Origin of the sequence: Accumulibacter sp. (assembly GCF_029255125.1) — a bacterium.
Taxonomy (GTDB): domain Bacteria; phylum Pseudomonadota; class Gammaproteobacteria; order Burkholderiales; family Rhodocyclaceae; genus Accumulibacter.
Genome location: NZ_JAPUVR010000124.1, coordinates 1 through 13,456, shown reverse-complemented (window position 1 = coordinate 13,456; position 13,456 = coordinate 1). Strand labels below are relative to the sequence as shown.

15 protein-coding genes are annotated in these 13,456 nt (G+C 63.8%); 2 read left to right on the top strand and 13 right to left on the bottom strand.

The window, feature by feature from the left end:
• The 4 genes from Q1L59_RS13175 to Q1L59_RS13160 form a co-directional block, all read right to left on the bottom strand.
• On the bottom strand, positions 1 to 126 hold a 126-nt coding region (locus Q1L59_RS13175; RefSeq protein WP_300332910.1), incomplete at its 3' end, for a KUP/HAK/KT family potassium transporter.
• A 13-nt stretch (positions 127 to 139) separates the two neighbouring features.
• Positions 140 to 829, bottom strand: coding sequence for a response regulator (locus tag Q1L59_RS13170; RefSeq protein WP_300332907.1), 690 nt, complete (start codon positions 827 to 829; stop codon positions 140 to 142).
• Positions 826 to 2,346: a DUF4118 domain-containing protein gene (locus Q1L59_RS13165; protein ID WP_300332904.1), complete on the bottom strand. Its 1,521-nt coding sequence runs from the start codon at positions 2,344 to 2,346 to the stop codon at positions 826 to 828. Before Q1L59_RS13165 ends, Q1L59_RS13170 begins: the two co-directional genes overlap by 4 nt.
• Before the next feature lie 22 nt (positions 2,347 to 2,368).
• Positions 2,369 to 2,989: a methyl-accepting chemotaxis protein gene (locus Q1L59_RS13160; protein ID WP_300332900.1), complete on the bottom strand. Its 621-nt coding sequence runs from the start codon at positions 2,987 to 2,989 to the stop codon at positions 2,369 to 2,371.
• A gap of 295 nt (positions 2,990 to 3,284) precedes the next feature.
• Between Q1L59_RS13160 and Q1L59_RS13155 the strand changes: the two genes are divergently transcribed.
• Complete coding sequence (locus Q1L59_RS13155) at positions 3,285 to 3,635, top strand: hypothetical protein (RefSeq protein ID WP_300332898.1); 351 nt, start codon at positions 3,285 to 3,287, stop codon at positions 3,633 to 3,635.
• Here Q1L59_RS13155 and Q1L59_RS13150 read toward each other — a convergent pair.
• The 9 genes from Q1L59_RS13150 to Q1L59_RS13110 all read right to left on the bottom strand — a co-directional run bounded on the left by Q1L59_RS13150 (position 3,547) and on the right by Q1L59_RS13110 (position 11,666).
• Positions 3,547 to 4,035: a LapA family protein gene (locus tag Q1L59_RS13150; protein WP_300332896.1), complete on the bottom strand. Its 489-nt coding sequence runs from the start codon at positions 4,033 to 4,035 to the stop codon at positions 3,547 to 3,549. The genes Q1L59_RS13155 and Q1L59_RS13150 overlap by 89 nt on opposite strands.
• A gap of 89 nt (positions 4,036 to 4,124) precedes the next feature.
• Positions 4,125 to 4,820 (bottom strand): monofunctional biosynthetic peptidoglycan transglycosylase, encoded by a 696-nt coding sequence (gene mtgA / locus Q1L59_RS13145; protein WP_300332894.1) that lies wholly within the window; start codon positions 4,818 to 4,820, stop codon positions 4,125 to 4,127.
• Positions 4,820 to 5,641, bottom strand: coding sequence for a shikimate dehydrogenase (gene aroE, locus Q1L59_RS13140; RefSeq protein ID WP_300332891.1), 822 nt, complete (start codon positions 5,639 to 5,641; stop codon positions 4,820 to 4,822). Before aroE ends, mtgA begins: the two co-directional genes overlap by 1 nt.
• A gap of 4 nt (positions 5,642 to 5,645) precedes the next feature.
• Positions 5,646 to 6,554, bottom strand: coding sequence for a TonB family protein (locus tag Q1L59_RS13135; RefSeq protein WP_300332890.1), 909 nt, complete (start codon positions 6,552 to 6,554; stop codon positions 5,646 to 5,648).
• Positions 6,532 to 8,445, bottom strand: coding sequence for an RNB domain-containing ribonuclease (locus Q1L59_RS13130; protein ID WP_300332888.1), 1,914 nt, complete (start codon positions 8,443 to 8,445; stop codon positions 6,532 to 6,534). The genes Q1L59_RS13135 and Q1L59_RS13130 overlap by 23 nt, the downstream gene beginning before the upstream one ends.
• An 8-nt stretch (positions 8,446 to 8,453) precedes the next feature.
• On the bottom strand, positions 8,454 to 9,023 hold the full coding sequence (locus Q1L59_RS13125; protein WP_300332886.1) for a YqiA/YcfP family alpha/beta fold hydrolase: 570 nt from the start codon (positions 9,021 to 9,023) through the stop codon (positions 8,454 to 8,456).
• 1 nt (position 9,024) lies between these two features.
• Positions 9,025 to 9,849, bottom strand: a complete 825-nt coding sequence (locus Q1L59_RS13120) for an undecaprenyl-diphosphate phosphatase (protein WP_300332884.1) — start codon at positions 9,847 to 9,849, stop codon at positions 9,025 to 9,027.
• A 280-nt stretch (positions 9,850 to 10,129) separates the two neighbouring features.
• Positions 10,130 to 10,966 (bottom strand): ethylbenzene dehydrogenase-related protein, encoded by an 837-nt coding sequence (locus Q1L59_RS13115; protein ID WP_300332881.1) that lies wholly within the window; start codon positions 10,964 to 10,966, stop codon positions 10,130 to 10,132.
• A gap of 112 nt (positions 10,967 to 11,078) precedes the next feature.
• On the bottom strand, positions 11,079 to 11,666 hold the full coding sequence (locus Q1L59_RS13110; protein WP_300332879.1) for a NapC/NirT family cytochrome c: 588 nt from the start codon (positions 11,664 to 11,666) through the stop codon (positions 11,079 to 11,081).
• A gap of 892 nt (positions 11,667 to 12,558) precedes the next feature.
• Here Q1L59_RS13110 and Q1L59_RS13105 point away from each other — a divergent pair.
• Positions 12,559 to 13,401, top strand: coding sequence for a Fic family protein (locus Q1L59_RS13105; RefSeq protein ID WP_300332876.1), 843 nt, complete (start codon positions 12,559 to 12,561; stop codon positions 13,399 to 13,401).
• Positions 13,402 to 13,456 lie beyond the last annotated feature (55 nt).

Sequence of the window (13,456 nt, the reverse complement as noted above, 5' to 3'; positions counted from 1 at the left end):
GTGATGCGCGCCGCCAAACACCTCCTTGAGCGCATAAAGCGGGCTGGTGCCGATGTCACCATAGACGACGCCGAGCGCCGCCAGTGAAAGAGCGGCCATGCGCGAGTTGGAAACATGAGAGGCCATGACTTCTCCGGGATCAGGATTGAAAGCGGTAGCCCACCCCGGTTTCCGTCAGCAGGAATCGGGGTTGGGTGGGGTTCGGTTCGAGCTTCTGGCGCAGGCGGCTGACATAGACCTTGAGATAGTGGCTCTGTCCGGCATAGCCCTCGCCCCAGACCTCGCGCAGGAGTTGGCGGTGGGTCAGCACTTTGCCGTCGTTGGCCAGTAACGTCGCCAGCAGACCGTATTCGAGCTGCGTCAGATGAATTTCGCACCCTGAACGCTGCACCACGCGGCGCGACAAATCGACGACGACGTCACCAAAACGACGGACGGGCGAAGGCTGTGCTTCCTGCTGACGCCGTCGCAACAGAGCGCGCACCCTCGCCAGCAGCTCGGCCACCCCGAAGGGTTTGGTCAGATAGTCATCTGCCCCGGCATCCAGGCCAGTCACCTTATCCTGCTCGGCGATGCGCGCCGACAGGATCAAGACCGGAATGGATGACCATGCCCGCAGCTTGCGGATCAGTTCCAGTCCACTTTGGTCCGGCAATCCGAGGTCGAGAACGATCAAGTCGGGATGCTGCGCGCCAGCCATCTCCAGTCCCTCACCGACATCGCCGGCCTCGAACGTTTCGCAGCCTTCCCGACCGAGCGCATCGCGGACGAAGCGGCGAATGCGCGGCTCGTCCTCGACGATCAGCACCCTGCCAAGCATTGCACTCATGGTGCGGACTCCTCGGCCAATGTCGGCGGCGTACTCAGCGGCAGGCTGAAGTGCACGCAGGCGCCATCCGGAATGTTCTCTGCGGCAATCTGTCCGTTGTGCGCGACAATGATCGCTTGGCATATGGCCAGCCCAATGCCGGTGCCGCCCGCGGTGGATTCGGGGTCTCCGCGAACGAACAGTTCGAAGACGGCGTCGCAGCTTCCGGCCGGGAATCCTGTTCCCTGATTCTTGACGGCCACATCGAGCCGATCCGGTTGCAGGGCAACCTCTAGCTGGATCGGTGTACCGGACCTCGAATACTTGATGGCGTTCTCCAGCAGATTGCAGATCACGCGCTCTATCAGAACGGCATCGAAATGGACGAGGGGCAGCCCCTCCGGGATACGAATCTCCAACGGACGTCCAGACAGAGCGCCGGCCAGCAGACGGATGCTGGAACCGATCACTTCATCGATCGGTTGCCATTCCTTGTTCAAATGCAGGTCTCCGCCTTGCAGCCGCGCCATTTCCAACAGATTGGCAAGCATGTGGTGCATGCCGAGCGCCTGATCACGGATCTCCGCGGCGGTGTCGGTGATGATCTGTGCGGATGGCGACTTCTGCTGTGCCAGGGCATCGGCGAGCCCGACCAGGCTGGTCAGCGGCGTGCGCATGTCATGCGAGAGCGAGGCCAGGATGGAGGTGCGCAAGCGTTCCTCGCTGGCTTGCAGCTCGCTCTCGCGAATCGCATCTGCCTGTGCCAGATGTTCAACGATCAGCGCAATCTGCGCGGCAGCCGCTTCCAGGAAGGGGCGCAGTTCGCGCACGCGGCCAGCGTCATCGTGGCGCGGCCCGACGGCCAAGACACCCAGGACGCGATCGGAAACGGTCAGCGGGAGAAAAGCGATCATTTTGCTGGCGCCGGCCAGCGTATCGACCTCGATGACGGTGTTGTGCTCGTAGGCAGACTGGGCAAATCCCATCTCCAGCGACGCTAGGGATGACTTCCCCATCGGGCGCAGGGCAGCGCTAGCGTACGTCATCAGCGTGCAGTTGAGGTCGAACTCATCGAGAAAGGCGGCAGTAATGTCGGCGACCTGATCGACATGCATCGCCAGGCCGAGATCACGGCTAAGGGCGTGTGCCAGGCGCGCCTGGCGCTCACTTTCCTGGGCCTGGGCAGTGCGTTCCGCCAACTGCGCGACCAGGTGCGAAGTCAGCAGACCGACCGTCAGCATTACGGCAAAGGTGATGAGGTATTGGGCATCGGCAACGGCGAACGACAGATAGGGCGGAACGAAAAAGAAGTCGAACAGGGCAACGCTCAGCAACACTGCCATGACGGCCGGGCCGCGCCCCAGCCAGACGGCGCTGAGGAAAACCGTCAGCAGGAACAGCATGTCGATGTTGGCGATATCGACACGGTCGCGAAACGGCAGTGCAAGCACCATCGTCGCGACGCACAAGAATGCAGCAGCGGCATGGCGATGGCGTTTGAAGACGGTAGAGAGCGACACGTTTCTGCCCAGCCTCATGGTTCAGGATGTGCGCAGTGTTCTACATCCTGGGTAAAAAAGGGGTAAAGAAACATGGCAGCGACGTTGAACATACACCTTCCCGCATGACTGCTGCTCCTGACAACTGAATCCCGTGCAGCGCGTCCTGCACTTCGCCCAGCATGCAATTGAGCGCTGCCCCGGTCTGACCGATCTCATCACGCCCGCAAGCGCTGACGCGACGCGTGAAGTCCTTGTCGTGGCCGTTGGCGGTGATCGAGTCGCACCGCTCGCCGAGCGGCCGGGCAACCGCCTTGCGAGCAATCAAACGAACGAGCAGGAAGATGAACACTTGGACAACCGCCTGGCCGATCCAGAGCCGGCGATCGATCCGGTGAATCTCGGCCATGTCGTCCGCCAGACTGATGACGATGCTCGTCGCGCCGATGACTTCCACATCGGCTACATCATGGCACTTGAGGCAGTCGATGCCGCGCTGGTTCGTCTTCGCCACATAGGGGAGAACCGAGTGCAAAGTCAATCCGCCGTAGGCGCCGGTGGCTTGCTGACAAGCTGCCCGCCCGGTCTTGAGAACCTCGCGGTCAAGGTCGTCGAGTGGTCTCTCCTGCGCCAGACCGTTGTCGAATTCCTTGTCTATTCCGGCACCGCGGATGACGCGCACGTCTTGCATTCCGGGCCGCACGACTCAGACACCAAGTACAGGATATCCTGAAGGATTGAGAGATCTCCGGCAACGGAAGAATACAACGGCATTCGGTGCAGCCTGCGGGCGCGAGACCTTTCGGGGGCTGATGCGCAACTGACTATGTCCCGCGCGAAGTCGCCGGCCGCGCGCAGGTGGGCGCTTTCCTTTCCGGCGGCACCGACAGCGCGACGGCGGTCGGGATGCTCGGCCGGTCACCGGCAAGCCGGCGTTTGCCTGCTCGATCGGTTTCGGCGCCGAGAGCGACGACAGAATGGAGCAGGCACGGGTTGCCGCCAAGCATTTCGGCTGCCGGCATTGCGCCTGCACCGTCACGCCGGATATTCTGGTGGCCGACATTCCGGCCGTCGCCCAGCATCACGACCAGCCCTTCGGCAATTCGCGCCACGCGACGCAGCGCGTTTTCCAGCTTGATCAGGCCCTGCCGGGCTGCACGCTGCGTCTGATCGAGCCGCCGTGCCCGGATGCCAGCCTGTTGCGCCGCATCGCCGGGATACGCGATCCGGCGGACGGCGCTAGCGCGGCGGCGCCTTGCCGGAGAGACGCTCGTCGATTTCGCCGACGTACGCCGCCAGGCTGTTCTCCGTCTGCTGCAAGGCATTGAGCAGGACCTGTTCGAGCCGGTCGAGGCGCTCGACGAGGGCAGCGTCGGCCCGGCCTGCCGCACCGCTGCCGGCGAGCTTGCCGAGTTCGCTTTCGATGAAGCCACGCAGCTCGGTGAACCGCGAGGCCTCGGCCTTGTCGGCGAGTTCGCGGTTGGCCTGCAGTTCCTGAGCGTGGCGGCGCGACTCGAAATGCGCCGACGCCTGGACATAGACGACGAAGATCAGAAAGAAGACGGTCAGGAAACCGGTGATGCCAAGCATGACGACGCCGAGCGGCGCCTGCACTTCGGCTACGCCGAGCGAGAGCGTCGTCGGCGTGATGAAGGCGTGCCAGTTGAGAACCGAAAAGGCGGTGATGCCAGCCAGAACGAGCAGCAGAAACAAGGTGCGCAGCTTCATGCGGGACGACTCCTTGAGGACTTGGGCGGCGAGGGACGAAGTCGTCATACTAGCGCAGAGCGCGCCAGCGAGTGCGCGCGGCCGACCGCCTAGGGAAGCTCGGCCGCCGGCATGCGGGCGAGAATGATCGCCGTCTTGCGCGCCAGGCCCGGCGCGTGCCGGTTGCGGTCGTAGAAACGCGGGTTGGGAACCATTCCAGCCAGGCGCGCCGCCTGACTCGGCGAAAGCTGGCCGGCAGTCGCCGCGTAATAGTGACGGGCAGCCGCTTCGGCGCCGAAGACGCCCTCGCCCCATTCGATCACGTTCAGATAGACCTCGAGAATTCGTCGCTTGCTCCAGATGCTTTCGAGCATCAGTGTGATCAGCGCCTCCTCCGCTTTGCGCCAGGGCGTGCGCGCCGGAGTCAGGAAGAGGTTCTTGGCCAGTTGCTGCGAGATCGTCGAACCGCCGGCGACGACTCGACCCTTCTTCTGGTTGCGCTCGATCGCGTGCTGGATTCCCTCCCAGTCGAAGCCCTCGTGATCGACGAAGCGGGCGTCTTCCGCGGCAATGATCGCGCGCTTCAGGTGCGGCGAAATGCGCTCATAGTCGACCCATTGCTGTTTCACCTGCGCCTGCGGGTCGCTTTGGCGCAAGGCGGCGAGGCGGATTTCCATGAAGCGCGTCGACTGCGGATTGGCCCAGTTCCACCACAGCACCCAGGCGAAGAGCCACACCTGGTAGAGGACGACCAGGGCAAAGAAGGCGAGCAGCAGGCGCTTCAGCCAGACAGTGAAGCGGTGCATCAGGCGCCGGTTGCGCGCAACATGGCGATCACCGGGGCGCTCGCCGGACGAACGCCACGCCAGAGGTAAAAGGCTTCGGCCGCCTGTTCGACCAGCATGCCGAGCCCATCGGCCAGCCGGGCAGCGCCCTGCGCCCGGGCAAAGGCGAGAAAAGGCATCGCCGCCGCGCCATACACCATATCGTAGGCCAGGCTCTCGGCGGCAAATACACGCTCCGGCAAGGGCGGCAGCGCGCCGCTCAGGCCGGCCGAAGTGGCATTGACGACGAGATCGAACGAGGTGCCGGCAAGTTGCGCGTAAGCGCTGGCGCGCAACCGATCGTCTGCAGCGAACTGGCGGACGAGCGCCTCGGCGCGGTCGATCGTCCGGTTGGCGATGACCAGCGTGTGCGGACGCGCTGCGAGCAGCGGAGCGATGACGCCGCGCGCCGCGCCGCCGGCGCCGAGCAGCAGCACGCGGCGACCGGCGATGGCGCAGCCCAGGTTGTCAACCAGGTCGCGCAACAAGCCTGCACCGTCGGTGTTGTCGCCGAGAATCTGCCCGTCGGCAAAGACCAAGGTGTTCACCGCCGCGGCCAGCTCGGCGCGCGGCGTGCGCTGGTCCGCCAGGCGGAAAGCCTGTTCCTTGAACGGCAGCGTGACGTTGGCGCCGCGTCCGCCAGCAGCGATGAATTCGCGTACGCCGCCGGCGAAACCGTCGAGCGGTGCGAGCCGCGCCTCGTAGCTGATCTCCGCGCCGCACTGGCGGGCGAAAGCGGCATGGATCAGCGGCGACTTGCTGTGCCCGATCGGGTTGCCGAAGACCGCGTAGCGCTCGCTCATGCCTTCAGCGCGCCTTCGTTTCCAGGCTGTCGCGCTGCGTGAAGTTCCAGCTCCGGGTGATCACCAGAACGTCGGTATCGTCCTGAATCGCCGGTGGAAAAGCAGCAAACGGCGCGGCCATCGCGACGATCCGGCGGGCTGCGTCGTCGAGAATCTTGTGCCCTGACGAGCGGTTGATCTCGACGTTGGCGACGCTGCCGTCGCTGCGCAGCGTGACGCTCAGGACCAGACTGCCGTAGAGCTTGCCGCGTGCCGCCGCCGGATAGTTGAGCGTGCCGATGCGCTCGATCTTCTGCCGCCAATCCTCGATGTACTGGGCAAAGCGATACTCCTCGGCGCGGACGCCGATGAACTTCTTGCGCGGACGCCGGTTGTAGTCGTCGAGTTCGCGCGCGATCTCGCCTTCGATTCGTGCCATCGCCAGCGCACTCTGCGCCAGATCGCGCCCATTGACGCTGGCCAATGGCTCGGGCTGAACCTCGCGCTCGGCGACCGGTGCGCTGCTCGCCTTGCTCGGTGCGCGCGCGACCAGCCTTTGCTGTTGCGCTTCCAGTTCCTGCACCTTGCGCTGCGCCTGATGCAGTTCGTCGCCGTCCTGCTGCCGTGCCGCCGGCGGCAAAGGCGTTTTCGCCCGTCGCTCCTTGTCGGTATTGCCGCCGCTGTCGAGGTTGACCTGCGCCCGCACCTGCGCTTCGCTCGGCGGGCGAGCCGAGCGGCTATTGACCAGGACGATGTCGAGCGCGCGCTCATCGACCACCCGCCGCGGCGTCGGCAAAGTGAAATGCACCAGCAACAGCACGCCGTGCAAGAGGAGCGAAACCGCCAGCGCCAGCCCCAGTCTCGGCTCAGCCTGGCCTCGTCTGACCGGATGAAACGCAGCACTGCTCACTTCAATCGACAACCTCCAGCGCATCGGCTTCCGCCGCGTCGAGCAGCGCAGCCGGCGCCCGGACCGTTTCCAGGTAGCGGCAGGCAAGCTCGAGTGTCAGGAAATCGATCGACTCCAGGCGCAGCCGAATGCGCTGCCCGCTTTTCAGTTCCGGCGCCGAGGGTACGCGCACGACGAGCGGCAAGCCGTCGAGCCGGGCCAGATTCTCCCGCCCGACGCTGGCCTCGATCGTCTCGACTCCCTGCTGGCGCAGCCAGCGCAGGCACCAATAACGTTCCATGCTGCGCTGAAAATCGGCGTACGCGGCGTAGGTCAGCTCGAAGTCACGCAGCGCAGCGAACAGGCTTTCCGAGCGCGCTGCGAACGGCGGCGTCTCGCCGCGCAGGCAGGCGACCAGTTGCCACTGATTGAGCAGGTCGACGTAGCGGCGCAGCGGCGACGTCGACCAGGCGTACTGCTTGACGCCCAGCCCCTCGTGCGCTTGCGGCGAAGTGCTCATGCGCACCTTGCCCCCGGTCTGCACGCGGTAGATCGCGGCGATCCCGCGTTGCGCGAGCAGACCGCCCCAGGTGCTGTTGGCGACGATCATCAATTCGGCCACCAGCTTGTCGAGCGGGCTGCCGCGCTGGCGCACGGCGATTTCGATGCGGCACGCTTCCGCATCGGCAATGTCGCCCTCGACCCGGAAGTTGTAGTCGTGCTGGCCCTGCATCGCCGACGGCTTGCCACGCCGGCCTTCGCAGGCATTGGCCAACTGCCAGAGCGTCAGCAACTCGTCGCGGAAGGGAAACTCGGACAAGCCGGCGGCAATCGTCTGTTCGTTGAACAGCGGTTCGATATCGTGGTGGCGCAGATTGGCCAGGACCGGGACGAGTTCCAGGCGCGACTCGTGCGCGGTAATCTCAAACTCCGGACTGACCGTGAGATAGAGCGAGAGCGCCGGGCAGTCGCGCCCGCTCGACAAGGTGAACAGATCAACCACGGCATCCGGCAGCATCGTGATCTTGCTGCCCGGCATATAGACCGTCGACAGGCGGCTACGCGCGACTGCGTCGAGCGGCGAACCGGGAGCGATGCCGAGCGACGGCGCCGCAATGTGAATACCGACCCGCCAGCCCAGGCCAGGCATTGCCTGCAGCGAGAAAGCGTCGTCGATTTCGGTCGTCGCCGCATCGTCGATCGAAAAAGCGCGCACTTCGGCGCGCGGCAGCGCGGCGTTCACCACCGGCGCTTCGCCGGGTGGAAAGCCGACGCCCTGGGGAAACGAATCGAGCAGGAAACGCTGCAGGTGATAGTCGTGCGGCGAACGAATCGCGCCGCACCTGGCGAGCAGATGCACCGCCGAGAGGCCGGTCGCCCGGCACGCCTCGTCAAGCGCGCGGGCTTCGCTGCGACTACGCTCGGGCTTGTACAGCAACTGGCTGATCATCGGCCTGAACTCGGTCGGCAGCGTGAAGCTCTTCAACTCCTCGACCATGCGCGCGATGCTCAGCGCCTGCTGGCGCTTGCGCTCGAGCCCGGCCAGCGCCGCCTGCAGGATGTCGGCCGGCGCCCGCCGGAAACGACCGCGACCCTTGCGATGAAAGTAGACCGGCGCCGCGTGCAGGGCGAGCAGCAGCGCGGTCGCTTCGACCGCCGTCGCCGCGTGCCCGAAGTACTCGCCAGCCACCTCGGCAAACGAAAATTCCTCGTCGCCCAGGCACTCCCAGAGAAAGTCGGGTTCTATCCCGGCCGCCAGGCGCTCGGCGTCGTCAAGCAGCGCCGCCGGCGCAGGTTCGCTGAAACGCAGCAGAACGCTGGCCGCCTTGATCTTGCTCCGCTTGCCGGAAGCCGCCTCAACCTGCAGCGACGAATCGTTGTCGGCAACGATCGCGGCCGTCCGGAAAGCCCCGTCTTCTTCGAATAGAACCTGCATTCGAGCGATTATAACCCGCAGAATTCAATGATTTGCGGCAAGAGATCGGGAAAGCGCGTGAAACTGTGGTCGCCCCCGGCAAGGACGATCTGGCGACATCCGGCGTAATGCTCGACGGCCAGCCGGTAGTCGAGCACCTCGTCGCCGGTTTCGACCAGCAGCAGGTAGCGTGCCGGCGAAACGCGCGGCACGGCGAACGCCGCGAGTTGCTCGGCGTGTTCACGCGTAAACTCGAATGGCTCGCCCGTATGGAAATTGACGTGCCGACCGACCAGCCCGCCAAGCAGCACCGGCGCGCTGACCGCCGGGTTGATCAGCACCGCGCGCAGCGCGTACTTCTCGGCCAGCCAGGTGGCGTAGTACGCGCCCAAAGAACTGCCGACCAGCGTCGTCGGCACGTCTTCGGCCAGCAGCGCCTCGGCTTCGGCAATTGCCCGGCGCGGCACGGGCGGCAGAAAGGGGCAGACGAAAGCCTCCGCCTGACCGATTGCCGCCAGGCGCTCGTGGAGCAGGCGCGCCTTCCACGACGCCGGCGACGAACAGAAGCCGTGCAGATAGAGCAGACGTGGCGCAGCCAAGTCAGTGGCTCGTCCAGGAAACGACACCGTAGTGCCAGGTGACCAGAACGACGACGCCGAAAGCGATGCGGTACCAGGCAAAGGCCGAGAAATCGTGCGTGCTGATATAGCGCAGCAGCCCGCGCACCGCCCAGAACGCCGAAACGAACGAAGCGACAAAACCGACCGTCCACATGCCGATATCGTCGAACGAAAGCAGCGCGCGCTCCTTGTAGAGCTGGTAGAGGCTGGCGCCGATCAGCGTCGGCATCGCCAGAAAAAAGGAAAATTCGGTTGCCGCGCGCCGCGACAGCCCGAATAACAGGCCGCCAATGATCGTCGCGCCCGAGCGCGAGGTGCCCGGAATCAGTGCCAGAGCCTGCGCGCAGCCGAGCTTCAAGGCGTCGGCGAGCGACAGGTCGTCGATCGACTCGATGCGGATACGATGTTCGCGCCGCTCGGCCCAGAGGATGATCAGCCCGCCGACGATGAAAGCGGTGGCAACGACCGGCGCATTGAACAGGTGCGCCTTGATCGCCTTGCCGAACAGCAGTCCGATGATCGCCAGCGGCAGAAAGGCAACGAGCAGGTTGAGCGCGAAGCGCTGCGCCGCACGGTCGCTGCCGAGTCCGCGCAGAACCTGGCCGATCTTCGCCCGATACTCCCAACAGACGGCGAGCATCGCCCCCGACTGGATGACGATCTCGAACAACTTGCCGCGCTCGTCGTTGAAATCGAGCAGATCGCCGGTGAGAATCAGGTGACCGGTCGACGACACCGGCAGAAACTCGGTAACACCTTCAACGATACCGAGAATGAGCGCCTTGCCAAGGAGCAGCAGATCCACAGTGGGCTTTCGCAAAAAGCCCGCATTCTACTCCGAATGTCTGGCGGCAGGCGACAGAGGATTGATCTGTAACTGTTATCGCTCGCACCGCTGCGAGCGGCGCCGATCAGCTTCGCTCAGGCGCCAAGCGGTGGCCGAAGCGGCAGCAGCACCAGCAGCGGATTCACCACCGCCGCGCCACCCACCAGCGAGTCGCGGGCAGGAACCGTGCCCTGCCCGCCCGCCTCAACGCCAAGCTGGCGTCGCCCGGCTGCGCCTGCGGCGACGGCCAGGGCAACGCCTACTGCTTGCTGGCCTTGATGTCGCCGTCGGCGCCAAAGCCGATCGTGTAACCCATCGACACGTGGTGGAAACGGCCCAGCGCCCGATCCGCGTGCACGGCGACACCGAACGGAACGGCCTTGCCTTCGGCCAGCGCACCGGCGAGCTTGCGCGTGAAGGTGACCGTGTAGGTATCGCCCGCCTTGCCACCCTCGGCCTTGACGCCGGCGCTGCCGCCTTCCATGTTGCGCTTGTCGCTCACCAGGCCATCGGCAACCTTGGCGCCCTTGGCGCTCTTCCATTGCATCAGCTCGTAAGCGCCGTCCTTGGTGTACTTCGTCTTCTTGTCGTCGGCACCCGGCATCGTGCGCGCGTCGGCGTGACACGTTGCCCAGCAACCGACCTGTGCGCCCTGCGCCACCTTGTCGTTGGCGAACATGACGGCGACCTTGACTTCGTTCTCCTTGTCGGCCGGGTCCACACCGCCGCCCGGCGCCTTGAAGCTCAACCGGATGTACGCGTTGTCCTTGTCATACGCTGCCTGAACGGCAACCGGGAAATTCATCGTCTTGGGCGCGCCCTTCGGCTCGAGATCCTTGCCGGCCAGGCGCTTCATGTCGAAATTGAGGCCACCCTTCTCTTCATGACAGCCAACGCAGCTCTCGCCCTTGTTCAGTCCGGTGCGACCGCTGTGGTCCGACTTCTTCATGATCCACTCGATCGGCGTAACGCCAGCGTGAAACACCTGCACGTCGCGCTTTGGCACTTTGCCCCAATCGGGAGCCGCTTGCGCCGTCTGCGCTGCGCACGTCAGCAAGGCACCAAGGACGGCAAGGGTGACGCTCGTTTTCTTCATTTCAAACTCCACGGTAGTGTTGATGCAATGGTGAACGGCAAGAGGCGGAACTGAAACCCTCGTCCGCCCCCGGTCGTTGCTCGGTTCGACTTCGCTCGGCCGTTGCCAGCGCCTACTCGTCTGGCTCTTCCGGCATGTTCTTCGGCTTCTTGTGGGCGATTCCCTTATGGCAATCGATACACGTCTTCTTTTCCTCCTGGCCGATCTTGTGCATCTTTGAGGCCCGCGCCTTCTGCCGCTCGATGTCCATCGCCGAGAACGAATGGCAATTGCGGCACTCGCGCGAATCGCTCGCCTTCATTCGCTCCCACTCGTGCGTCGCCAGTTCAAGCCGCTTGGCTTCGAACTTCTCGGGCGTCGAGATCGTCCCCATGACCTTGCCGTAAAGTTCCTGGCTCGCCTGGATCTTGCGCATCATCTTGTGTCCCCAGTCCTTGGGAACGTGACAGTCGGAGCAGTAAGCGCGTACGCCGGTACGGTTGCTGTAGTGAATGGTCGTCTTGTACTCCTGATAGACGTTATCACGCATTTCATGACAGCCGATACAGAATTCGAGCGTGTTCGTCGCTTCCATGGCCGTATTGAAACCGCCCCAGAAGAGGACGCCGGCGACGAAGCCGATCGACAACAGAGCCAGCAACGAGTACCTGGCACTCGGACGTTTGAGTGTTGCCCAAAAACCTGGGCTGTTTGCGGCCACGATGCTGTCCCCCCTAGACTGGTTAAGGCCATCTGCCAAGCGCCGATGGCTGCGTTGAGTCTAGCGGAACGCGATGCCCCCACGGTTTGATCTAGGTTAACAATTGGTACAAATCGCAACCGATGGTTACGCGCGCCGGGCAGCACCCGCGACCCGGCGCAGTGAGCCGATGTCCGACACGTTCTGGCCGTCGGCCAGGCAAAGCCGCTTCGCCACTGGCTAGCCTGTTGGCCGGACAAAGGGCGCCCCGCAGGCAAGCACCTTGCTGCGCCTTCCTGCGCCCTTCGCATGCCACCGGTAACGGCTTGCGCAACGCCGAGCGGCAAGCTGCCGAGTTGTCGTCGCCGGTGTTCTCGGCCAACGCCTGTGGGGACTCGGCAGGCAAGCGAAAATGTTCCCCTTGCGCGCACTCGAGTACCCAACCGGTAGCCGCAGACCGTCGCAAGAGGCGAAATGGCCCGCCTGATCGATTCAGCGAGAGCGCTGCGCGGGACAACCCCGCTGATGACCCGCCAGGCCCCCGGCCCGCGTGTCTCCGAAGTTTGCGGCTTCCTGGCCGGGAACATCGAGAGCTTTGCCGATCACCTCTGCATCAAGCTTTGCCATTGCCGAGGCGGCAAGGTCGCCACACGCTACCGTCGCCGCGTCTGCTTGATACCTCTACGGACATGGCGCCACGGTATTTCCCTGCCCCAACCTTGCAATAGAGTTCCAGCCCCGGCGTGGCCCTGCACGAAGTTCGCCGCAGCGCGCCAAAAGATTGTTTTTATTGGCCCTGAAGTCACCACTTTGTCCGTAGCATGTGAAAGGTGACGAACGAGGAGACAAAGTCTTGCACAGCCCATGGCACAATCGAACTACCCCAAACGTCCCTTCTCCATACACTTGCGCCATGAACACACCGGAAACCCAAGACGAAACCTCCCCATACCCGCTACCCGCATCATCACCTGGCCCACCGGTGACCGTGGTCAGCGCGCTTGACTTGAAGCCGGCGCTCTTGTTCGGGTATGACCCTGCGCCCGTACGAGCAGCGCGGGAGGCAGTGGACATCGCCCCAGACAAAAGGCGGGCATTGTTCGTGGCCGAACGCGGACGTGTCGACTTCGTCTATAACACCGCCGCCCTCGAAGGCAATCCGCTCACCTTTCCAGAAATCCAAACGCTTCTCGATGGGATCACGGTCGGCGGGCACCGCCTGTCCGATGCAGAACAGGTGTTGCGACTCAATCATGCCCTCTCCTTTGTAGTGGGTCTGGTGAAAGACAATGCCTTTGAGCTCACCGCCGACACCGCAAAATCGATTCAAGGCATTGTTGCCAAGGACGAAGCCCTGGAGTGGGGGGTATTCCGCAATGGGCCTGTTTTTATCCAGGGAACGGAGTATCAGGTGCCCCCGGCAGAACAGCTCGATGCGCTATTCGAAAAGGGCCGCCAGGCGCTGGCTATGATTCCCGATGCCATTCATCGCGCCTTCCTGGTCTTTCTCTGGGGAAGCCTGATCCAGTTTTTCTACGACGGCAATAAACGCACATCGCGGTTTCTCTGTAACGGCATCCTCATGGGCGCCGGCTATCCGCCGATGATGATTACCGCCAAGGAACTCTTGGCCTACAACCAGGTTATGACCCGATTCTACGAGACCCAGGATGCGACAGAAGCACTGGTATGGTTCTACGGACGCTATGTTGAACGCATCCGGCATTTTGGCTTTGTTTCTTTACCCAGAACCTAAACCATGCGTATCGGCCATACCCGCGTCTGCACCGGCAAGCAAATCCTCGACTTGC

What these genes read in the sequence shown, in the direction of transcription:
- Q1L59_RS13170 (WP_300332907.1), bottom strand. Translation starts at nt 829, where the DNA reads ATGAGTGCAATGCTTGGCAGGGTGCTGATCGTCGAGGACGAGCCGCGC.
- Q1L59_RS13165 (WP_300332904.1), bottom strand. Translation starts at nt 2,346, where the DNA reads ATGAGGCTGGGCAGAAACGTGTCGCTCTCTACCGTCTTCAAACGCCAT.
- Q1L59_RS13155 (WP_300332898.1), top strand. Translation starts at nt 3,285, where the DNA reads ATGGAGCAGGCACGGGTTGCCGCCAAGCATTTCGGCTGCCGGCATTGC.
- Q1L59_RS13150 (WP_300332896.1), bottom strand. Translation starts at nt 4,035, where the DNA reads ATGAAGCTGCGCACCTTGTTTCTGCTGCTCGTTCTGGCTGGCATCACC.
- mtgA (WP_300332894.1), bottom strand. Translation starts at nt 4,820, where the DNA reads ATGCACCGCTTCACTGTCTGGCTGAAGCGCCTGCTGCTCGCCTTCTTT.
- aroE (WP_300332891.1), bottom strand. Translation starts at nt 5,641, where the DNA reads ATGAGCGAGCGCTACGCGGTCTTCGGCAACCCGATCGGGCACAGCAAG.
- Q1L59_RS13135 (WP_300332890.1), bottom strand. Translation starts at nt 6,554, where the DNA reads ATGCGCTGGAGGTTGTCGATTGAAGTGAGCAGTGCTGCGTTTCATCCG.
- Q1L59_RS13130 (WP_300332888.1), bottom strand. Translation starts at nt 8,445, where the DNA reads ATGCAGGTTCTATTCGAAGAAGACGGGGCTTTCCGGACGGCCGCGATC.
- Q1L59_RS13115 (WP_300332881.1), bottom strand. Translation starts at nt 10,966, where the DNA reads ATGAAGAAAACGAGCGTCACCCTTGCCGTCCTTGGTGCCTTGCTGACG.
- Q1L59_RS13105 (WP_300332876.1), top strand. Translation starts at nt 12,559, where the DNA reads ATGAACACACCGGAAACCCAAGACGAAACCTCCCCATACCCGCTACCC.